This window comes from Cryobacterium flavum, assembly GCF_900103805.1.
Taxonomy (GTDB): domain Bacteria; phylum Actinomycetota; class Actinomycetes; order Actinomycetales; family Microbacteriaceae; genus Cryobacterium; species Cryobacterium flavum.
This window is the reverse complement of the sequence record NZ_FNIB01000005.1, coordinates 100,279-121,028: the sequence shown is the minus strand read 5'-3', so window position 1 is coordinate 121,028 and position 20,750 is coordinate 100,279. Positions and strand designations below refer to the sequence as shown.

At 66.7% G+C, this 20,750-nt stretch carries 18 protein-coding genes; 15 read left to right on the top strand and 3 right to left on the bottom strand.

What is annotated here, in order from left to right:
• Positions 1–288: 288 nt before the first annotated feature.
• Both BLS91_RS08595 and BLS91_RS08590 read right to left on the bottom strand, forming a co-directional pair.
• Positions 289–615: a hypothetical protein gene (locus tag BLS91_RS08595; protein ID WP_092340321.1), complete on the bottom strand. Its 327-nt coding sequence runs from the start codon at positions 613–615 to the stop codon at positions 289–291.
• A gap of 9 nt (positions 616–624) precedes the next feature.
• Positions 625–990, bottom strand: a complete 366-nt coding sequence (locus BLS91_RS08590) for a hypothetical protein (RefSeq protein ID WP_092340320.1) — start codon at positions 988–990, stop codon at positions 625–627.
• 8 nt (positions 991–998) lie between these two features.
• Between BLS91_RS08590 and BLS91_RS08585 the strand changes: the two genes are divergently transcribed.
• From BLS91_RS08585 to BLS91_RS08545, 9 genes are all read left to right on the top strand, one after another.
• A complete protein-coding gene (locus BLS91_RS08585; RefSeq protein ID WP_092340319.1) occupies positions 999–1,229 on the top strand; it encodes a hypothetical protein in 231 nt (76 codons plus the stop codon).
• A gap of 4 nt (positions 1,230–1,233) precedes the next feature.
• Positions 1,234–4,005, top strand: coding sequence for a DNA polymerase III subunit gamma and tau (locus BLS91_RS08580; RefSeq protein WP_092340511.1), 2,772 nt, complete (start codon positions 1,234–1,236; stop codon positions 4,003–4,005).
• A gap of 3 nt (positions 4,006–4,008) precedes the next feature.
• Positions 4,009–4,608: a recombination mediator RecR gene (recR, locus tag BLS91_RS08575; protein WP_092340318.1), complete on the top strand. Its 600-nt coding sequence runs from the start codon at positions 4,009–4,011 to the stop codon at positions 4,606–4,608.
• Positions 4,609–4,961: 353 nt separating this feature from the next.
• The gene (locus BLS91_RS08570; RefSeq protein WP_092340317.1) at positions 4,962–6,239 is read left to right on the top strand and encodes an aspartate kinase; all 1,278 of its coding nucleotides are present in this window, start codon (positions 4,962–4,964) and stop codon (positions 6,237–6,239) included.
• Positions 6,240–6,596: 357 nt separating this feature from the next.
• Positions 6,597–7,667: an aspartate-semialdehyde dehydrogenase gene (locus BLS91_RS08565; RefSeq protein WP_092340316.1), complete on the top strand. Its 1,071-nt coding sequence runs from the start codon at positions 6,597–6,599 to the stop codon at positions 7,665–7,667.
• Between the two features lie 223 nt (positions 7,668–7,890).
• Positions 7,891–10,260, top strand: coding sequence for a putative bifunctional diguanylate cyclase/phosphodiesterase (locus BLS91_RS08560; RefSeq protein WP_134505231.1), 2,370 nt, complete (start codon positions 7,891–7,893; stop codon positions 10,258–10,260).
• Positions 10,257–11,891: a sensor histidine kinase gene (locus BLS91_RS08555; RefSeq protein ID WP_092340314.1), complete on the top strand. Its 1,635-nt coding sequence runs from the start codon at positions 10,257–10,259 to the stop codon at positions 11,889–11,891. Before BLS91_RS08560 ends, BLS91_RS08555 begins: the two co-directional genes overlap by 4 nt.
• A 22-nt stretch (positions 11,892–11,913) precedes the next feature.
• Positions 11,914–13,098 carry a GGDEF domain-containing protein gene (locus BLS91_RS08550; RefSeq protein ID WP_092340313.1) on the top strand — a complete coding sequence of 395 codons (1,185 nt, stop codon included), beginning with the start codon at positions 11,914–11,916 and terminating at the stop codon, positions 13,096–13,098.
• Positions 13,099–13,202: 104 nt separating this feature from the next.
• Positions 13,203–13,553, top strand: coding sequence for an Hpt domain-containing protein (locus tag BLS91_RS08545; RefSeq protein WP_092340312.1), 351 nt, complete (start codon positions 13,203–13,205; stop codon positions 13,551–13,553).
• 151 nt (positions 13,554–13,704) lie between these two features.
• Here the strand turns inward: BLS91_RS08545 and BLS91_RS08540 are convergent, their stop codons facing one another.
• Positions 13,705–14,655, bottom strand: coding sequence for a response regulator transcription factor (locus BLS91_RS08540; RefSeq protein ID WP_092340311.1), 951 nt, complete (start codon positions 14,653–14,655; stop codon positions 13,705–13,707).
• 151 nt (positions 14,656–14,806) lie between these two features.
• On the opposite strand from BLS91_RS08540, the gene BLS91_RS08535 reads away from it, so the two are divergent.
• The 6 genes from BLS91_RS08535 to BLS91_RS08510 all read left to right on the top strand — a co-directional run bounded on the left by BLS91_RS08535 (position 14,807) and on the right by BLS91_RS08510 (position 20,749).
• Positions 14,807–16,771 carry a glycosyltransferase family 2 protein gene (locus BLS91_RS08535; RefSeq protein ID WP_233197451.1) on the top strand — a complete coding sequence of 655 codons (1,965 nt, stop codon included), beginning with the start codon at positions 14,807–14,809 and terminating at the stop codon, positions 16,769–16,771.
• Positions 16,771–17,103: an STAS domain-containing protein gene (locus BLS91_RS08530; RefSeq protein WP_092340310.1), complete on the top strand. Its 333-nt coding sequence runs from the start codon at positions 16,771–16,773 to the stop codon at positions 17,101–17,103. Before BLS91_RS08535 ends, BLS91_RS08530 begins: the two co-directional genes overlap by 1 nt.
• A 1-nt stretch (position 17,104) precedes the next feature.
• Positions 17,105–17,545, top strand: a complete 441-nt coding sequence (locus BLS91_RS08525; protein WP_158252862.1) for an ATP-binding protein — start codon at positions 17,105–17,107, stop codon at positions 17,543–17,545.
• Positions 17,542–18,732, top strand: coding sequence for a PP2C family protein-serine/threonine phosphatase (locus BLS91_RS08520; protein WP_092340308.1), 1,191 nt, complete (start codon positions 17,542–17,544; stop codon positions 18,730–18,732). Before BLS91_RS08525 ends, BLS91_RS08520 begins: the two co-directional genes overlap by 4 nt.
• A gap of 44 nt (positions 18,733–18,776) precedes the next feature.
• Positions 18,777–20,255, top strand: coding sequence for a malate:quinone oxidoreductase (locus BLS91_RS08515; RefSeq protein WP_092340307.1), 1,479 nt, complete (start codon positions 18,777–18,779; stop codon positions 20,253–20,255).
• A 287-nt stretch (positions 20,256–20,542) separates the two neighbouring features.
• A complete protein-coding gene (locus tag BLS91_RS08510) occupies positions 20,543–20,749 on the top strand; it encodes a hypothetical protein (protein WP_092340306.1) in 207 nt (68 codons plus the stop codon).
• Position 20,750 lies beyond the last annotated feature (1 nt).

The window sequence follows — 20,750 nt, the reverse complement described above, 5'->3', positions numbered from 1 at the left end:
GGAGGAGAGGCCGGCCCCGTATGCTTCAGCAGCGGTTCAGAAGTGCGGAGAAGACGCCCTCCTTGGGTCGCTTGTGGCCTAACTGGGCTGGGATCGCCGAGAATCTCCGCAGACCTGCACTGGGGCCGGTCGGCACGCGATAGATGCGGGAGATGGCGGCGACCGGCAGGCTCCAATGTGTTCTACTCTCGGGCCCGTTCAGTACTGCGGAGATTTTCCATGGCGGCGGCCAGTTTCGTTACGTTTTGGGCCAGCGCGGCCGAATCTCCGCAGTTGTAAGCGGGAACCTCAGCGGTAATGGGTCAGGCGTTCACGATCGTGCAGGTTCCGGCGCCGACCAGCAGCGGGAACGTGGCGTGCGCGCTCGAGATGAGCGAGCCCGCTCGAGTGGGCCGCAGCGACCCCGACGTCGCCCGCCCCGCCGAGCAGTCCGCCGAGCAGCGCACCCTCGAAGGTCGACGTGAACGTTCCCGATACCGGCTCAGACGTGCTCACCCCGCTGCCGAGCGAGACCTCTATGAGCCCGCCGAACCCGGTGTTCGATTTGTAATAGCGGGCATTGGCCGCCGCGTATCCGGTGGTCGGATAGTGCCAGGTCAGCACGATCCGCGGCACGAGGCTGAGCTACACGAGCACGCTCGCCGCCGTGCAGGTGTCGATCACCGGTGCTGGCACCACGATTGCTGTCACAGCGGATGCGACGAATTCAGAATCCGTAAACGTCGCGTCGGTCCACCTCGAGTCGGCGGGAACGAGCGCGGCGGCGAGAAGCGCCGCAACCGCGAGGACGAGCTGCCGGGCGATCATTGCACTGGCCGGCCGCTCGGATGGTTTGACGAGCCCCCGGGAGCGGACGCGGCCGAGGTCTCCGTCGCGGCAGCGGAGGGATCCGGAGCTGACCCCGGGGAGTGGGGGAGGCTCCAGCGGCGTCGGAGTCGGCGGCCCGGACGCCAACCGGAACGGCATCGGCCGATCGATCACGATCGTCATCCCGGTCGGTGTCTTCCCGTTCTCTGCGGGGCCAGAAGGTCCAGGTCACGAGCACCGCAGCCCCGATCGCGAGCACGGCGAGCACCCAGGGTTGCGCCACCATCAGCGCGGTCAGCCCGGCCGGTGTCAGCGTCGTTGATGTCGCCGTCGTCGGTTCAACGCGCCGCGGCATCCGCTTCACGATTGTCGCAGCGGATGCCGCGGCGGGGGCGAGTGTCGGTTGCGGCAAGTACCATTGAGATCGTGGTTACCGCCCTGTATCGCCGCTACCGGCCAGAGACCTTTGCCGAGATGATCGGCCAGTCCCAAGTGACTGATCCGCTGATGACGGCGCTTCGCACCAACCGGGTGAACCACGCCTATCTGTTCAGCGGCCCCCGCGGCTGTGGCAAGACCACATCGGCGCGCATCCTGGCCCGCTGTCTCAACTGTGCTGAGGGCCCGACGGACACCCCGTGCGGTGTCTGTCCGAGCTGTGTCGAGCTCGCCCGAGACGGCGGCGGTTCGCTCGACGTCGTCGAAATCGACGCGGCGAGTCACAACGGTGTCGACGATGCCCGCGACATTCGCGAGCGCGCCATCTTCGCGCCCGCCCGCGACCGCTACAAGATCTTCATCCTCGACGAGGCCCACATGGTCACCCCGCAGGGTTTCAACGCGCTGCTCAAGATTGTCGAAGAGCCGCCGGAACACGTGAAGTTCATCTTCGCGACCACCGAACCCGAAAAGGTGATCGGAACCATCCGCTCGCGTACCCATCACTATCCGTTCCGGCTGGTGCCTCCGGGGCCGATGCTCGAGTACGTGCAGCAGATGTGCGACACCGAGAAGATGGTCGTCGCGCCCGGCGTGCTGCCGCTCGTGGTGCGCGCCGGCGGCGGCTCGCCGCGCGACACCCTGTCGCTGCTCGACCAACTCATGGCCGGGTCTGATGGCCAGTCCATTGAATACGATCGCGCCGTGGCGCTGCTCGGCTACACGAGTGCATCGCTGCTCGACGAGGCCGTCGAGGCCATCGGTGCCCGTGATTCCGCTGCAGCCTTCGACGCGGTCGACCGGGTCATCCAGACCGGGCAAGATCCGCGCCGCTTCGTCGAAGATCTGCTCGAGCGCATGCGCGACCTCATCATCGTCGCGGCCACAAGCGTCGCGGGGGCCGCGGCCGTGCTGCGCGGCGTGCCGCAAGACGAGCTGGAACGCATGACCGTGCAGGCCGCGGCCTTCGGGCCGGCCGAACTCTCGCGCACCGCCGACATTCTCAACGCGGCGCTCACCGAGATGAGCGGGGCCACCTCGCCGCGCCTGCATCTTGAGCTCATGATCGCGCGGTCCCTGATTCCCGCGACCGACGACTCAACTCGCGGCGCCCTCGCGAGGGTCGAGCGCCTGGAGCGTCGTATCGGCGTCGACGGCGTGGCGGCTGTGCCCGCTGTGGCTGCCGTTGCTGGTGCTCCTGCTGCCCGCGAGTCCGCCCCCCATCCGGTGGTCGAGCCTGTCGAGACCGCCATCCCGGGAACGCAGGCTGCCAGCTCCGCCGCTGCCGGTGTCGCTGCTGTTGCCGGTGGCTCCGCCGCTGCCGGTGGCGCCGCTGCTACCCGCGAGCCCGCCGCCAATGCGTCGGTCGAGCCGGTCGAGACCGCCATTCCGGGAACGCAGGCTGCGGCGGGAACGCGAGCACCGTTGGCTGCGGACGCGCCCTCCGCGCCCAAACCGCCCATCGTCCCCAGTGCCCCGGTCTCCCTGCAACAGCTCAAGGACGCCTGGCCCGAGATTCTCGAAGCGGTCAAGAACGAGAAGACCACCGCGTGGCTTGTCGTCTACACCGCCCACGTACTCAGCCTGAACGGCGACGTACTCGCCCTGTCGTTCCCGAGTCACGCCGATGTCGAGAGCTTCAAGCAGCAAAAGGTCCCCGGAATGGGAACGAGCGACTTCTTGCGCACCGCGATCGTCGCTGTGCTCGGCCTGCGGGTCAAGTTCATCGCGCGCGTCGACGCTGGGCGCGAGACTTCCTCGCCGAGCGCGGCGTCCGGTGCCGCACCCGCCGCCGCCGCGGAGCCTGCGCCAGCAGGCCCGGCACCCGAATCGCCCTCGGCAGCAGCGGATGCTGTCGGCTCGGCCGTCCCGAATCTCGAGGCAGCGGATTCGCCGGCGTCCCCGACAAGCGCGCCGTCTGCGGCTGCTGCGGCTGCTGCGACTGAGAACACTGCGACCGCGCCGTCTGCCCAGAAACCCGACGTAACTCCCCGCACTATGCCGGCCGCTGAAGGCGCGTCGCCCGTCGCTGCATCCACCAGCGGATGGGCGACCGTAGCCATCCCCGGCTCACCGAACGGCCCGGCACTGCCCGCTCTCGACGACGACGCAACGGATACCCCGGCTCCCGAAACCGCTGCACCGCCAGCAGCTCTGGCCCCCGAATCGTCATCGCCCGTGTCGGCACAGTCGGTTGGGACTGCGGGTTCATCCGGGGGCGTGGCGTCAGACGAACCTTGGGCCGCGACTGCTTTCGTATCGACGTCCCACGACGAGCCGCCGTACGATGACGTACCGCCGCCGTTCGACGACGACGTTCCGCCCGAGATGGACGCCCCCGCCGACGAACGCGTGCCGAATTACGAGGCGCACGCTGAGGCATCCGCTGTGCCCGTAAGTGCTGTTCCCACGAACGCCCAGCAGAGTCGGCAGCCCCAGGGCGCGCCCCAGCAGAAGTCAGGCCCGCAGTACTCAGGCCCGCAGAACTCAGGCCCGCAGACCGCCGGTCACGAGACCGCTGTCCAGCAGAATGCCGGTCGCTCCAGCCTCGGTCAACCCAACCTCGGTGAGAGCGCACAAGCCCCCCGCCAGCACCCGAACGCGTCCGGCCAGCGCGGCTCCACGAAGGACCCGTCGCGGGCGCCGTCCTTCGCTGAGAAGCAGCGCTACGGCGAGGCCGTCGTGCGCGAGATTCTCGGTGCCACCTTCATCGAAGAACAGCCGCACTCCGCGGCGCCCCGAACCAGAAACGACCACTAAACCATGTATGAAGGCATCGTCCAAGAACTGATCGACGAGCTCGGCCAGCTTCCTGGTATCGGCCCGAAGTCGGCGCAGCGCATCGCGTTTCACATCCTGCAGACCGAGAAATTCGACGTAACCCGGCTCGCCAACGTGCTGCTCGAGGTGCGCGACAAAGTGCGGTTCTGCGACATCTGCGGCAACGTCTCCGAGCAGCCTACCTGCCTGATCTGCCGGGATCCTCGCCGGGATCCCACGTCGATCTGCGTCGTCGAAGAGGCCAAGGACGTCGTTGCGATCGAGCGCACCCGCGAGTTCAAGGGCCTCTATCACGTGCTGGGCGGGGCCATCAGCCCGATCGACGGCGTCGGACCCGACGACCTGCGCATCCGCCAGCTGATGCAGCGCCTCGCCGACAACACCGTTCAGGAGGTCATCATCGCGACCGACCCGAACCTCGAGGGAGAGGCCACCGCCACCTATCTCTCCCGCCTGCTCACCACCCTGGAGATCAAGGTCACCCGTCTGGCCTCCGGCCTGCCCGTGGGCGGCGACCTCGAGTACGCCGACGAGGTCACGCTCGGCCGCGCCTTTGAGGGCCGCCGCGAGGTCACTCACTAGCCCGGTCGCCTCCGCTGCGCCTAGCGCACCCCTCGTTCTTGCGGACGGGGCCCGGGCCCCGTCCCTGGGCCCAGTTTATAGACTGGGCCCCGGGCCATAAGGTGGGCCCAGCGAGCGGATGCCGCCTCCGCACACCGACCCCCGCACACCGACCCCCGCACACCGACCCTCGCACACCGACCCCCGCACACCTACCCCCGCACACCCCCACCCGGCCCCGCATACCCCACCCACCGCCGCACCCCCTCTGCCGCGCAACGTCACATGGCACCGGCCCGCCAGCACCAGCATTTAGGATGGGAACTTGGACGCGGCCCGCACAACAGGCCGCACACCCCCATCTCAGGAGTCCCATGGCCTTGATCGTGCAGAAGTTCGGCGGATCATCCGTCGCCGACGCCGAAAGCATCAAGCGGGTCGCCAAGCGCATCGTCGACACCCGCAAGGCCGGCAACGAGGTCGTCGTCGCCGTCTCGGCGATGGGCGACAGCACCGACGAACTGCTTGACCTCGCCCACCAGGTCACGCCGCTTCCCGCCCCGCGCGAGCTCGACATGCTGCTCACCGCTGGCGAACGCATCTCGATGGCGCTGCTCGCGATGGCCATCAAGAGCCTCGGCTACGACGCCCGCTCCTTCACCGGCAGCCAGGCCGGCATGATCACGGATGCCCGCCACGGCTCCGCGCGCATCGTCGACGTCACGCCCGGCCGCATCCGCTCGGCCCTCGACGAGGGCGCCGTCGCCATCGTCGCCGGCTTCCAGGGCTTCAATCGCGATACCAAGGACATCACGACTCTCGGCCGCGGCGGTTCGGACACCACCGCCGTCGCCCTCGCCGCGGCCCTCGGCGCCGACATCTGCGAAATCTACACGGATGTCGATGGCGTCTTCACCGCGGATCCGCGGGTCGTTCCCCATGCCCGCAAACTCGAGCGCGTCACCAGCGAGGAGATGCTCGAACTCGCCGCTGCCGGAGCCAAAGTCCTATACATTCGCGCTGTGGAATATGCCCGCCGGCACGGCGTCACCCTGCACGTGCGCTCCTCGTTCAACAACAACACCGGCACCATCGTGTACAACGCTGCGACCGCGCGAGAAAATGGAGTAATTGTGGAAGAGCCAATCATCGCCGGAATCGCCGCTGACCTGAGCGAAGCCAAAGTCACCGTGGTCGGTGTGCCCGACATTCCCGGTAAGGCCGCGCTCATCTTCAAGATCGTCGCGCGCACCAACGCCAACGTCGACATGATCGTGCAGAACGTGTCGGCCGCCGCCACCGGGCTCACCGACATCTCGTTCACCCTGCCCAAGTCGGAGGGCCAGCAGGTGCTCACCGCGCTGACCAATGAGAAAGAGCTCATCGGCTTCAAGAGCCTGCAGTACGACGACCAGATCGCCAAGCTCGCCCTGGTTGGCGGAGGTATGCGCACCAATACCGGCGTCTCGGCGAAGCTGTTCGAGGCGCTCTACGAGGCCGGGATCAACATCGAGATGATTTCGACCAGTGAGATTCGCATCTCGGTCGTCACCCGCGCCGACACCATCAACGAGGCCCTCCGCGTGGTACACACCGCGTTCGGGCTCGACGGTGAGATCGAAGCCGTCGTGCACGGTGGCTCCGGCCGCTAGTCCCGCCGAGGTGCGAGTTTTGACCCGGTCGAGGCCCCAAATGGCCTAAAAACTCACACGTCGCCAAACGGATGCCCCGCCTCACCGTCATAACTCCTGCAAATTGTCCCGTTGGTTTTCAACTTCCGCGTAATTACGCGGGTCCACTTTCTCGGGTTTAGACATTGCGAGAGTTAGGCCGGGTGGCAGGGGGAGGAACTCCCGTTTTGACAGAATGAAGCCCATCACCCCGACTCTCGGGGGCTAAATCAGAAAATCGACCACCGGCATCCGCTCCGGGGGCCGAAATGCCAGCAAGCAGTCCGAATTTCCTGAATTAGCCACGGGAGACAGCCCCACAGACGTTAGGAACCACACGTGACCAGCTCAGCCAACACCCCCGGCATTAACATCGGCGTCGTCGGCGCCACCGGACAGGTCGGCGCCGTGGTGCGTCGTCTGCTGGAGGAGCGCGACTTTCCGGTGAAGAGCATCCGCTTTTTCGCGTCAGCACGCTCGGCCGGCACCACGCTGACCTTCAAGGGTGAGCAGATCACGGTCGAAGACGCCTCGGTTGCCGACCCGACCGGGCTCGACGTGGCTATCTTCTCGGCCGGCGCCACGCTCTCCAAAGCGCAGGCGCCCCGGTTTGCCGCGGCCGGTGTGCTCGTCGTCGACAACTCGAGCGGCTGGCGCATGGACCCTGACGTTCCCCTCGTCGTCAGCGAGGTCAACCCCGAAGCCATCAAGCAGGCCGTCAAGGGCATCATCGCCAACCCGAACTGCACCACCATGGCCGCCATGCCCGTGCTCAAGGTTTTGCACGACGAAGCCGGCCTCAAGCGCCTCATTGTGAGCACCTACCAGGCCGTGTCCGGCAGTGGCCTGGCCGGCGCGTTCGAACTGGCCAGCCAGGTGCGGGTTGCCGCGCAGGATGAGAACCTGTTCCAGCTCGTGCACGACGGAAGCGCCGTCACCCTGCCCGAGCCCACCATCTACGCGCGGCCGATCGCGTTCGACGTGATTCCGCTGGCCGGCAGCATCGTCGACGACGGTCAGTTCGAAACCGACGAAGAGAAGAAGCTGCGGAACGAGAGCCGCAAGATCCTCGGACTGCCCGAACTGCTGGTTTCCGGAACCTGCGTGCGAGTGCCCGTCTTCACCGGGCACTCGCTCTCGATCAACGTGGAGTTCGCCAAGCCGATCAGCGTCGCCCGCGCCGAGGAACTGTTGAAGGTGGCCCCCGGCGTCGAACTCACCGACATCCCGACCCCGTTGCAGGCCGCCGGGCAGGACGCCAGCTTCGTCGGTCGCATCCGTCAAGATGAAGGCGTACCGGATGGCCGTGGCCTCGCCCTCTTCATCAGCAACGACAACCTGCGGAAGGGTGCGGCCTTGAACGCCGTGCAGATCGCCGAGCTCATCGCCGCCGATCTCGTCGTAGAGTAACCGCCCCCTCTAGCGGACGGGGCCCAGGCCCCGTCCCGATTTGGGCAAGCCCGAGCCCCGGACCTCGCACGAGCGCGACCCCGAGCACGTCCACGAGCGCGGGCACGTCGGAGCACGACCCCGAGCACGTCGGGGCACGGCCACCGGCGCACCCCTGCCCCAACCCGACCAATTTCCGCCTATACGCCCCGGTCGGGGGGCAACTCGCGTAGGATTTGATTGCGTGAGCCGAAGTGGGGTGTGGGGCGTGCTGCAGCGCATCTCTTTCGGCGTGTTTACGGCCGTAGGTCTGGTGTTCATTCCCGGTGCGATCGCCATTGTTCTCGAGGATCCGGGCGCCAGAATCGCCGTCGCGCTGATCGGCGTGGTGTGCGTCGGAGCCCTCGAAATAGCTTGGATTCGCGTCGGCAGCGTGCCCCATCGAACGCCAGCCATCAGCGTGCCCGTGCTGGCCGTGCCGGCGCTGGTTCCGGTGCTGCCCAACCAGGCCATCATCGGCGTCGTCATGCTGGGAATCCTTCTCGCACTGATCATCGAATCCCGCCGCATCGGGGTGGCGGTCTACAGCGCAGGCCTGGCGGGTGTCGGCTGCATGGTCTATTTCTTCATCGACTGGGTGCTGGCGACGTCCACCGTGGCGGCGTTGCCGGCGGTCGCCGCGGCATCCGTTGGGTATGTGCTCTTCGTGTTGGCGATCGAACTCATCAGGATTCGCCTGATCGGTGCACCGGCCGACCGGGGCGGCCGACCGCTCGTATCCCCCCTGCGCGTGGGGGCGCTGTTGCTCGTGGTCGCGGCATTGACCGCGTTCTCGGCATCCTGGGCCGAGAACGGCCTGCCCACCCCCGGCCAGGGCCGCACCAGCCTCGAAACCGCGGTCGGCACCCTCCTGGGCAGTTTCGTGGTGGCGTTGATCGCGATCGTTGTGCGCATTTTGTCGGACATGCGGCGTCGTCTGAACGGCATCGTCGTCGGCAGCAGCCTGCTGACCACCACCCGAAGAGCAGACAACGTGGCCGATATGCTCTGCGACGCTGCGGCCAATGCGATCGGGGTGCAGTCGATCACCGTAGAGGTCGGCCCCGCTGAGGGCGCGGCGATCGGCGCGCCGTTCATGTTCACGCCCGGTGAACCACGTTTTCTCGTCGCCCGCCGTGACCCGATGGATGGCTCGTTCTCCGGCGTGGACCGGCGCGCACTGCAGGCTCTCGCCGCCACCGCCGAACTCTCCGTGCAGGCCCGGCAGAACGTGGCCGGGCTCACAATCAAGGCCAACACCGACCCCCTCACCGGCCTGCCCAACTACGGTGCCTTCCAGGAGGCGCTCGACACCATCAACAGCACCCGCAGCGACGCCGAGGCCATTGCCGTGCTCTTCATGGACCTCGACGGTTTCAAACGCCTCAACGACACCTACGGGCATCAGACCGGTGACGAGGTGCTGCGGGTTCTCGGCCAGCGCCTGCGCCAGTCCGTGCGGCCGCACGACGTCGTTGCGCGAGTCGGCGGCGACGAATTCGTCATCATCCTCACCCGGCTGGCGACCCTCGACGAAGCTAAGGCCATCGCCGAAACGGTGCTCACGGCATCCGCTCTGCCGCTCGCAGTCGGCGCCGACACCCTCAATCCCAGCCTCAGCATCGGCCTCGCCTATTCCGTGTCAGTCGAAACGGATGTCGCCTCCCTCGTTCACGACGCCGACCACAGCATGCTCATGGTCAAGAAAAGCCGCCGTCGCGGCAGCATCGGCGGAGAGTCGAGCATCAACGTCTCCGGCCATCGCTCCTCGCAGTTCAACGACACGGTCGCCCGCGCCATCGACGACAACCAGCTGCCCCTGGCCTACCAGCCCATAGTCAGCCTCATCACGGGCAGCATTTGGGCGTTCGAGGCGCTGCTGCGCTATACCGATCCGGTACTCGGCGCGATCTCACCGCCGTCCATCATTGAGAAGGCTAAGAGCCTGGGCCGATTCGACAAGCTGACGAGGCAGATCGCCGAAACGGCAATGGCCGCGGCCGCCGAGTTTCGCCTGGTCGAACCGGGCATCGTCTGCATGACCATCAACGTGGAAGCCGGACAGCTGGCGCCGGAACGCCTCGGTCAGTTCGTCGAGCAGCTGAATGACCGGTACCCCGCAATCTCACTCTGCCTCGAACTGAACGAGCGCTCGGCTGTGCGGGTGACGGCCGAGATTCGTGAACAGGCCAACCGACTGCGTGACCTTGGGATTCTGATCGCGCTCGATGATTACGGCTCCGAAGACTCGTCGGTCGATTCGCTGGTGCGGGTGCCGATGGACATTCTCAAGATCGACCGCAGCCTGGTCGATGACCTTGCCGACGTTCGCCAACGAGAGGTGCTCACAGCGTTGCAGAGTTTCGGCGACAAGCTCGAATACTCCATGATCGTTGAGGGGGTCGAGAACGAGCATATGGCTCAGCAACTGGCAAGGCTTGGCATTCGCAGCGCCCAGGGTTTTCACTTCGGGGTGCCACAAGGGTTCGCCGAGACCGTCGCCCGGCTCGACGAATTCGGCGCCAAGGCCGTACTGACCACCCAGACAGCGCACGCCACGGTGACGCCGTCATGAATCAGAGCGGCCCGGGACCCGACCGGGCTCACCGCCACCGGGTCGAACGATCCGTCTTTCTCTCACAACTGCTGGTCGGGTCAGCGACCCTGCTGCTGGTGGCCGTGTCGGGGCTGCTTGACCTTCAGCTCTTTACCAACCAGCTCTTCCTGGCCGGAATCCTCATCATCTTAGTTGCCACCGCGGTCGCCGCGGGGGTTCCCTGGCGGCAGATCGACAAGAAGTGGATCATCGCCCTGCCCATCGTCGACCTGGTCGGCTTGGTGATCGCCCGCGAGGGCGAGCCCCTGCTCGGCACGACGTTTCTGCTGGTCTTTCCCATCATCTGGCTGTCGACGCACTTCGGCGGCCGGGGCGCGATCGGCGGTGTCGTCCTCACGACGGCGTTGCTCTGGACTGCCGGCCTGTTGCGCGCCGAGCCGGTCTCGGGCAACGAGATTCCGCGGTTGGCCATCGTGCCCATCGTGCTGGCCTTCGTCGCCGCCACCACCTATACGACGACGAAGCGTGCCGCGGCCCAGCGGGTGCTGCTCACCCAGCAGTCCGTGCTGTTCGAGGGGGCCCTGCGTCGGTCCCGGCGCGAGGAACGCACCCTCGACGCAATCTTCAACACCGTCGACTTCGGCGTGGTCGGTTTCAGCCGCGAGGCCAAGCCCAATTTCATCAACCGGGCCCAGCGCGAGATGTTCTCCCGCTTCGGGGTGAAAGACGGCCAACTCTCTTCCATCGTGGTCTACCACGAAGACCAGGTGACTCCCTTCGCCGAGCAGGACCGGCCGTTCCAGCGGGCGATGCGTGGTGAGACGGTCGACCGCATGACCCTCTGGGTGGGGCAGCAGGGCCAGCAGCAGGCCGCCGTGCTTATCTCGGCTCGGCCCATTCTCGACGAGAACGACAATTACGACGGCGGCGTCATGGTGTCGCGGGACGTGACCGCCGAACTGCGCGCGATCAAAGCGCGCGACGACCTGGTGGCATCCGTTTCGCATGAATTGCGCACCCCGCTGACCTCCATCCTGGGCTATCTCGAACTGGCCCTCGATGATGAGACACTCGACCCGTCGACCCGGCGCATGCTCGAGGTGGCGTCGAAGAACTCCGACCGACTGCTGGCCCTGGTCGCCGACCTGCTCACCACGGCCGCCGCGACGAAGCACGAGCTCGCGATCACGCTGGCTCCCTGTGATCTGTCGGTGATCGTCACCGATGCCATCGAATCGCTGCGGCCGGTCGCGGCCGAGCGCGACATCAGCTTCGTGCTCTCAGTGCTGCCGACCGTGCGACTGCAAGCGGATGCCCTGCGCCTGCGCCAGGTGATCGACAACCTGTTATCCAACGCGGTCAAGTACAACATCACCGGCGGCCGCATCGAGGTGAGCCTGCTCGATTCCACCAGCCAGGTCGAACTGCGCATTGCCGATACCGGCCGCGGCATGACCCTCGGCGAGCAGGTCAACCTGTTCGATCGGTTCTACCGCGCCGACTCCGTGCGCGGATCGAGCATCCACGGCACCGGACTCGGACTCAGTATCAGCCGGGACATCTGCCGCCAGCACGGCGGCGACCTGAGGCTCGAATCGGCTCCGGGCAAGGGCACCACCGCGATCGCGACGCTGCCGCGCACATCATGAACGGCTTTCAAGGAATGGGCGCATGCAACTGGACACCATGACACTGCTCCAACTGAACGGCGTCGTCATCGCGCTGTGCGGGGTGGTATTTATTCTGAACACCGCGTTCAATCGGAACGATTCGGTCGGCCGCATCTGGAGCCTGGCCTTCATCGCCGGCATGATGGTCACCATCGCGCACGGAGCCTCCGACACCGGGCAGATGATCTGGTGGGCCATCGTCGTGGCTAACGTGACGCTGACCGTCGCCGTCGGGTCGGTCTGGGCTGGCCTGCGTCGGTACAACGGCCGCAGCCGCAGCCGCAGCTTCTGGGTGATCGCCGCTTTCAGTGTGCTTGTGCTCGCCGCGACGTTGCTGCACGGCGAAGCGGCCGGTCGCTGGGCCGGCGCCGCCGAACTGTGGATCGGCCTCGCGGTGCTCGCTGCGCTGGGCGCGCTCGAAGCGGCGCGCGGACTGCTGCGCCGCAACCTGAGCGGTCGCATTCTGTCCGTCGCCCTCTGGACCGCCGCGGTGGCGGCCACGGCCCGCGCCGTCGTCTTCACCGTTGACGGTGTGGGCGGAGCGGTGTTCGCGACCTACTTCAGCACCGCACAATTTGCGGCGCTCAGCCTGTGCCTCGTGGTGCTGATGACCGTTGCCGCTGCCGCCCTGCGCGCCCAGCAGGGGTCGGGCAGCGCTGTCGGCGACGTGACCGACGGCATCCACTCGGCAGCGGGCGTGCTGTCGGCCGCTGCATTCGTGCAGGCCGCGACCGACCACCTCGATCGGGCCGAGAATGCCGGAGTCGGCCTGGCCCTGATTGGCGCCGATATCGACAACCTGCCCGAGATCAACATCGCCTTCGGCCGGGTCGCGGGCGACGAGGCCATTACCCGATTCGCCACAAAATTGCGCGCGAGCGCGCCGGTGCTCTCGATCGTCGGACACCGGGCCAGCGGACGGTTTCTCGTGCTGGCCGGGGCGGCATCGGCGGCGGAAGCACGCGCGCTCGCCGAACGCATCCAGACCACCCTCGTTGACGAAACGTTGACGGAGGCTTCACTGATTCGCCTGACCGCGAGTTTCGGCATCGCGGACACCTTCGACCACGGCTTTACCCTGACCGCGCTCAGCGCGGCGGTCAACACCGCCATCGACACCGTCAAGACGGCCGGAGGCAACAACATCGCGGTCGAGCTCGCGGCGACAGACAGTGCCCGATCTTGATCCGATCTTGAGCCGAAGTGCACCCAGATCGGGGTGCGATCTGTCAGAGTTGGAGGAGTGACCTTGTCGACGACTGATGCAACCGCGACCAGCGGATGCCTAACGTGAGTCCGCTGGTCGACCCAGCCTCGTTGCAGCGGCTGCGGCGTGACCTCGGCGGGGACGAAGCCGTACAGAACCGGTTTGTAAACGATTTTCTGGCTCTCTGGCACAGCCGCGAGTCGCGCTTGCGCACTGCCCTTGCCTCAGCCGACCTCGAGGAAGCCGACGTCGTGCTGCTGAGCATTCGTTCGAGCAGTCGAATGCTGGGAGCTGTGCGCCTCGAGAACACCGCAGGCCGGCTGCAGAGCACCCTGAAGAACCGGGATCTGTCTGGCTGCCGGCAGCAATTGCCCGTGCTCGCCGAGGTGGGCGCCGACACCTGCCTGGCGTTGTCCCGGCACCTCGCCGCGTAGCCCCGTGCGTAGTCTGGCCCCACTTTTTTCGGACGGGGCCTGGGCCCCGTCCCCGGGCCCAGTTTGTAGACGGGGCCCATGGTTGCAAGGTGGGCCTGGAGTCCTTCAGCGCGCGGCAGGGCGCAGAGTGCCCGGCTGCTATCCGGGGCCGCTACTCCTGGGCTGCTAGGCGGTAGCCAACGCCGCGCACGGTTTCCAACCAGCGTGGGGTCGCGCTGCTGTCACCGAGTTTGCGGCGAAGGTTGCCCATGTGCACTTCGACGGCGCGCCGATCGGCCTCGTTCACCGGGTAGGCGCTCGCGTAGGCCTCGCCGCGCAGCAGCAGGGCGAGATCGTTCTTGCTGCGCACCCGCCGCTGGGATTCGAGCAGCGCGGCGAGCAGGTCGAACTCGGTGCGGGTCAGTTCGAGCTGGGCGCCGGCCAGTTGCACGAGGCGTTCCGCCGGGTTCAGCCGCAGGTCGTTGTGTTCAAACCAGCCGTTGCGCAGCGTGGCACCCGGAAGCAGGCTCGCGGCGTCGACGGCCGGCACGAAGGTCGGCGCGGACGCGACCGTAGTCGTCCGAAATGTCGGAGTCGGGGCGGTGCGAATCAGCGCGGCCGGGGTCGGCTCGGCGGCCTCGGGCGCATCGGAACGAGCGGGTGCGGCAACTGGCTGCTCGATCGCAACGGCATCGGGAGGTGACGCGACCGGCCGGGCGGCGGCATCCGCTGTGACGGTGTGGCGGGGGCGTCGCAACATAGCTTCGATGCGGGCGCGCAGTTCCCGAGGGCGAAACGGTTTGGTCAGATAGTCATCGGCGCCCGCTTCGAGGCCCTGCAGCGTGTCGATTTCGTCGTCGCGGGCGGTAAGCATAACGAGATAGGTGGGGCTGAACGCACGCAAGCGCTTGGCCGTTTCGAAGCCGTCCATTCCGGGCATGCTCACGTCGAGGGTGGTGACGATCGGGTCGTAAGCTCGCACCGCGGCGATGCCGTCGAGGCCGTTGCTCGTGGCGATGGTCTCGAACCCGGCCTGGGTGAGCACGGCTTCCAGAAGGTTGCGAATGTCGGCGTCATCTTCAATGATGACGGCCACCCGCCGCTCGTCGTTGTCAGAAACCATACCTTTAATATCCCCCATGTGGCATCGCTGACCTTAGCACCATCCGTTAGGCCGGCACAATGCCCATTTCGGGAATGCCCACGGCGCTCGGTGCGGGTTTATTCTGGTGTCAGAATCCGCCTGTCTTAGCGGCCTGGGATCAGGGAGCAATGTGGGGAAACCGGTTCGCCCCGCCCGATCCGCGGCGCATCTACTGCTCGTGCGCGTGGCCGTGCTGGTCACCGTCGCCCTCGGCGCGAACTATATTCTGTGGCGCTGGTTCTTCTCACTCAACTGGGACGCCTGGTGGATCGCCGTGGCCCTCGTGCTCGCCGAAACCTACAGCCTGATCGACGTCGCCCTGTTCGGCCTCACCATGTGGCGGGCGCGCGAGCGCGAGCTTCCCACCGCGCCGGCCGCCGACCTCACCGTCGACGTGTTCATCACGACCTACAACGAGCCCGTCGAGATGGTGCGGCGTACCGCGCTGGCGGCGCGCGGCATCCGCTACCCGCATTCCACGTTCATCCTCGACGACGGCAACCGCCCCGAGATGCGCGAGGCGGCCGACCAGCTCGGCGTGGGCTACATCACCCGCGGAGCCGACTGGCAGAATCGCCCGCTGCACGCCAAAGCCGGCAACCTCAATAACGCGCTCATGAGCACCGCGGGCGAGTTCCTACTCATTCTCGATGCCGACCAGGTTCCGCTGCCGCAGATACTCGACCACACTCTCGGCTACTTCGCCGACCCGAAGATCGCTCTGGTACAGACGCCGCAGGTGTTCGAGAACGTCGGCGCCGCCGATCCGCTCGGCAGCCAGGCTCCGTTGTTCTACGGACCGATCCAGCAGGGCAAAGACGGCTGGAACGCCGCGTTCTTCTGCGGCTCCAATGCCCTCCTGCGCCGCGAAGCGCTCATGCAGCTCGGCATCACCCGCTACGTGCTCGAAATGGAGCGCGCCGTCACCCGCGCCCTCACCGGCGCCGCCCGGGTGCTCGCCCGGGCCGGCCGGGCCGACGATGCGCAGGACCCGTTCGTCCAGGCCGCCCTGCACGAGGTGGGCGCGGCCATCAGCGACACGCGCGCCGCGATCGCCGCCGGCGAGACCATCGGGCCTGCCACCTACACGCTGCAGAATCGCATCACGGCGGTGTCGCGCGACCTGGTGGCCGTTGACCTGCACCTACTCACCCTCGACCTGGCCGTCATCGCCGAACTGCAGCTCGAAACGGATGCCGCCAGCGCCATTCCCGCACACAGCCTCGAGCTACTCGCCGCCCGCGACCTGTCCCCGCTCGGAGCCCTCGAATCGGTGCAGGTGCTGCTGCGGTCGATCGACGTGGACCGCGCCGACGAGGCCCAGCCGCTCATGCCGCTCGCCACGATCAGCGTCACCGAGGACATGGCTACGAGCATGCGCCTGCACGGCCTCGGCTTCAGCACCGTCTATCATCACGAAACCCTCGCCATTGGACTCGCTCCCGAAGACCTCGGCACCATGCTCACCCAGCGGTTGCGCTGGGCCCAGGGCACGATGCAGGTCATGATGCGCGAGAACCCGCTGGTGCAGCGCGGCCTCACCCTGCCGCAGCGACTGATGTACTTCTCGACCATGTGGAGCTATCTCAGCGGCTACGCCGCGCTGGTTTACTTCGCCGCCCCCGCCGTCTTTCTCTGCTTCGGCATTCTGCCGGTCAATACGACGGCCCTCGAATTCTTTCTGCGCTTTCTGCCGTTCATGATCGCCAACCAGCTGTTGTTCATCCTGTCCAGCCACGGAATCTCGACCTGGCGGGGCCAGCAGTACAGCCTCGCCCTGTTCCCGGTCTGGATCAAAGCCACCACGACCGCCGTCGCCAACGTGGTCTTCCACCGGCCGCTCGGCTTCGCGGTCACCCCGAAAACCCGGCAGGAGGGCGCTGCGCCCTGGCACCTGATCCGGCCGCAGATCATCGTCGCCATCGTGCTCGTCGTCGCCACCATCATCGGCGTGACCCGGCTGGCGCTCGGCGTCGGCGAACCCATCGGCACGTTCGTGAACCTCGCCTGGGTCGTGTTCGACCTCGTCATTCTCAGCGTGCTGGTACCCGCCGCCCGCTATCAAGGCTTTACCCCGAAGGAGACAAGCCGCTAATGCAATTCACGGTCACCGACCAGGGCGACGGCATCGCCGTCGTGCACATCATGGGACGTTTGAATATGGTCACCGCACCGCGCCTGCGGGAGGTGGTGGCAGCATCCGTCGCCGCCGGCCAGAATCGGGTGGCTGTCGACCTGAGCGACGTCGATTTCATCGACTCCTCGGGCCTCGGCGCTCTCATCGGCGGCCTCAAGGTCACCCGGCAGGCCGGCGGCGACCTGCGCATCGCCGCGCCGAACGAGCAGGTGCGCCTGGTGTTGCAGCTGACCAACATGGAACGCGTCCTCACCGCGTATCCCGCCGCGAGCAGCGCGTTCCATGGTTAGCGTGAGCGCGCACACCCTCACGCTGGTCTCACCGCCCGACGACGTGGACACCGTGCACGCCCTGCTCGAAACGGTCTGGGCGGATGCCGCGCACGTCTCCCCGAGAGACCGTTTCAGTTTCGAGACGGCCCTGATCGAACTCGCCTCGAACGTGCTGTGCCACGGCAACACCGGCAGCGGTGTGACCTGCGCACTGCGGCTCGAGGTGAGCGCTGTCTCGATCGACGCGCGGCTGAGCGATACCGGGGGGACGGTAGTGGAGCTGCTCGCGGCGTCCGCCGACCCCGCATCAGACGGTGCGGTGGACAGCCGTGAGATGCCCGATGCGCTGAGCGAATCGGGCCGGGGAATCGCGCTCATCCAGGCCCTCGTCGACGAGCTCGAATACACCCGCGACGGCGACGTGAACCGCTGGCACATCGTGCGAACGCTGCGGTCATGACTGCGTCGGCTATTTTCCAGCACACCGAACTCACCCGCCAGCGCGCGCTCGACGACCTGCATATCCTCGACACCGCGCCGGAGGAACGCTTCGACCGCATCACCCGGCTGGTCAAAGAGCTCTTCCATGTGCAGATCGCCATCATCTCGCTCATCGACCACGACCGGCAGTGGAACAAGTCCAGCGCTGGCATCGAGCCCGATCAGCCCCTCGAGTATCCGCGGTCCAGTGCCTTCTGCGATTCCACCATCGACGCCTGCGGCACGTTGATCGTGCCCGATGCCCGGCTGGACCCGCGGTTTCGCGACAATATCTATGTGACCGGGGAACCGGGCATCCGCTTTTATGCCGGTCATGTTCTCGAAGCGCAAGGCGGCGAACGCATCGGCGCCCTATGCGTGTTCGATACCGTGCCGCGCGAGTTCTCGGCGCTCGAGCAGAATCTGCTCCGCGACCTGGCGTTCTGGGTGCAGAACGAGCTGAACGCCTCGCAGGAACTCGACCAGGCAGCCGCGGTACAGCACGGCCTGCTGCCCAAGAAACTCGTGAGCCTGCCGGGGTTCGAGGTGGCCGGGGCCTGTTCGCCGTCGCGCGCCGTCGGCGGCGACTTCTACGACTGGTATCCGGTGGGGGAGGGCGCGGCCTTCACCCTCGCTGACGTCATGGGCAAGGGGGTGGGTGCGGCGATCATCGCGGCGACCGTGCGGGCAGTGCTGCGAGCCGGATCTCGTCTCGATGGTGTGGCCGAGGTCGCGCGTATCGCGGCGGCGACGCTCGACCCAGACCTCGACGAGGCGGGCAGTTTCGTGACGCTGTTCCACGCCCGACTCGACATGGACACCGGTGTCGTGAGCTACGTCGATGCCGGCCACGGCCTCACCCTGGTCGTGCACGCCGACGGCACGACCGAGCGGCTCACGTCGCTGCGGCTGCCGCTCGGCGCCGGCGACGACTCGCCCTGGCAGGAGCAGACTGTCGTGCTCGCGCCGGGCAGCACGCTGGTGTCGGTGAGCGACGGTGTGCTCGACCTGTTTGACGGCACGCTCGCCTCCCTCGACGCGGTCGACCGGCTGGTGCGTGGGGCGCCGACTGCCCAGAACGCTGTGGATTCGCTGATGCTGCGGGCCGGGCTCAGCGCCCCCGACGATGTCACGGTCATCGTCATTCGGCGCGCGGGCGAGCGGTGAGTGCGCGGTCAGGCGGATCCGCTCGCAGCGATACACTCGACAGTGTGAATTCTCAGGGAACCGTTGACGTAGTCCTCATTGGTGGCGGCATCATGAGTGCCACCCTCGGCACGCTCCTGAAGGAGCTGCAGCCCGACTGGCGCATCGAGGTGTACGAGCGCCTCGGCGAGCTGGCCCAAGAGAGCTCGAACCCGTGGAACAACGCCGGCACCGGCCACGCCGGGCTATGCGAACTCAACTACATGCCGCAGGCTGCGGACGGTTCGGTCACCGCCGACAAGGCCGTCGTTATCAACGAGCAGTTCCAGATCAGCCGCCAGCTGTGGGCGCACCTGGTTTCGATCGGCGCCCTGCCCGAGCCAGAGAAGTTCATCAACTCCACCCCGCACATGACCTTCGTGCACGGCAAAGCCAACGTGGAATACCTGCGCAAGCGCCACGCCGTGCTCGCTCCCGAGCCGTTGTTCGCCGGCATGGAATTCAGCGATGACACCGCCACCATCGGCACCTGGACTCCGCTGCTCACCCGCAAGCGCCCCGCCGGCCAGAAGATCGCCGCCACCCGCATCACGAGCGGCACCGACGTCGACTTCGGCGCCCTCACCCGGCTCATGTTCGAGAACCTCGAACAGCAGGGCGTCACGATGCACATGAACGAGCAGGTCGTGGGCCTGGGGCACAAAGCGGATGGCACGTGGAACCTTAAATTGCTGCGCCAGGTCGGGCAGACCCGCAGTACCATCAACGCCCGCTTCGTGTTCGTCGGAGCCGGTGGCGGCGCACTCGCTCTGCTGCAGCAGAGCGGGATTCCCGAGATCAAGGGCTTCGGTGGTTTTCCGATCAGTGGCCAGTTCCTGCGCACCACCAACCCGAAGCTCGTCGCTCAGCACCAGGCCAAGGTCTACGGCAAGGCGGCCAAGGGCGCCCCGCCCATGTCGGTTCCGCACCTCGACACCCGCGTCGTCGACGGCGAAATGTCGCTTTTGTTCGGCCCGTACGCCGGGTTCAGCCCCAAGTTCTTGAAGACGAGCACCTGGTTCGACCTGCCGTTCTCCATTCGCACGCACAACCTCGGCCCGATGCTAGCCGTCGCGAAGAACAACTTCGACCTGATGAAATACCTGATCGGCGAGGTTTTCGCGTCGCGGAACGCCAAGATCAAGGCCCTGCGCCAGTTCATTCCCGCCGCGGATTCGAAGGACTGGGAGCTCATCACGGCCGGCCAGCGCGTTCAGGTCATGAAGAAGGACCCCAAGCTCGGGGGAGTGCTGCAGTTCGGCACCGAGGTCATCACCTCGAGCGACGGCTCGATCGCCGGCCTGCTCGGCGCCTCGCCGGGAGCCTCGACGGCCGCGCCGATCATGGTGGACCTGCTGGCGCGCTGCTTCCCCGACCGCATCGAGGGCTGGAAGCCGCGGATCCGCCAGATGATCCCCAGCTACGGCACCCGCCTCTCCGACGACCCCGCCGCTGCTGCCGCGTCCCTCGCCGCGACCGCCGAGGTCTTGAACCTCACGAACTAGTCCCAGCTCGCCTCGGGAGAGCGCAAAAAGTGCCGGATTGGAGTGTCCAATCGGGCACTTTTTGCGCTCTCGCGGAAGGAAGATTGGAGCCGGGTGGGGATCGCGTAGGAGGGCGCTGTCAACCCCTTGAATGCGGGAGTTAGCGGATGTCTACTTAATGCCCAATGGCGGCCAAGAGGCGGCACGTGAACCCGAACAATGGCGTTTCGGATGCCCAGAATCTGCGCGTATCGTAACTCGGCATTCTCCAGCTCACCCCGGCCGAATGGTTGGTGCGAGATTCGCACATGCTCGATGGCGACCCGGCCGCCCTGCTCGGAGTGATCCAGCAGAGCGGGGACGCCTATGAGGTGACCAAGCTCGGCGTGCTCACCACGAGGTGGTTCTACTCATCCTTCGACCGGGCCCAAGCCAGTTTTTTGGTGCGCGCTGCACCCGGCCCGGGCGCACCAATGCGGCCCGGCAGCCGCCAGGTCTCACGCGTCACGGACTAGC

Coding starts and splice junctions, on each gene's coding strand:
- BLS91_RS08590 (WP_092340320.1), bottom strand. CDS start 990: ATGACGATCGTGATCGATCGGCCGATGCCGTTCCGGTTGGCGTCCGGG.
- recR (WP_092340318.1), top strand. CDS start 4,009: ATGTATGAAGGCATCGTCCAAGAACTGATCGACGAGCTCGGCCAGCTT.
- BLS91_RS08570 (WP_092340317.1), top strand. CDS start 4,962: ATGGCCTTGATCGTGCAGAAGTTCGGCGGATCATCCGTCGCCGACGCC.
- BLS91_RS08555 (WP_092340314.1), top strand. CDS start 10,257: ATGAATCAGAGCGGCCCGGGACCCGACCGGGCTCACCGCCACCGGGTC.
- BLS91_RS08550 (WP_092340313.1), top strand. CDS start 11,914: ATGCAACTGGACACCATGACACTGCTCCAACTGAACGGCGTCGTCATC.
- BLS91_RS08540 (WP_092340311.1), bottom strand. CDS start 14,655: ATGGTTTCTGACAACGACGAGCGGCGGGTGGCCGTCATCATTGAAGAT.
- BLS91_RS08530 (WP_092340310.1), top strand. CDS start 16,771: ATGCAATTCACGGTCACCGACCAGGGCGACGGCATCGCCGTCGTGCAC.
- BLS91_RS08520 (WP_092340308.1), top strand. CDS start 17,542: ATGACTGCGTCGGCTATTTTCCAGCACACCGAACTCACCCGCCAGCGC.
- BLS91_RS08510 (WP_092340306.1), top strand. CDS start 20,543: ATGCTCGATGGCGACCCGGCCGCCCTGCTCGGAGTGATCCAGCAGAGC.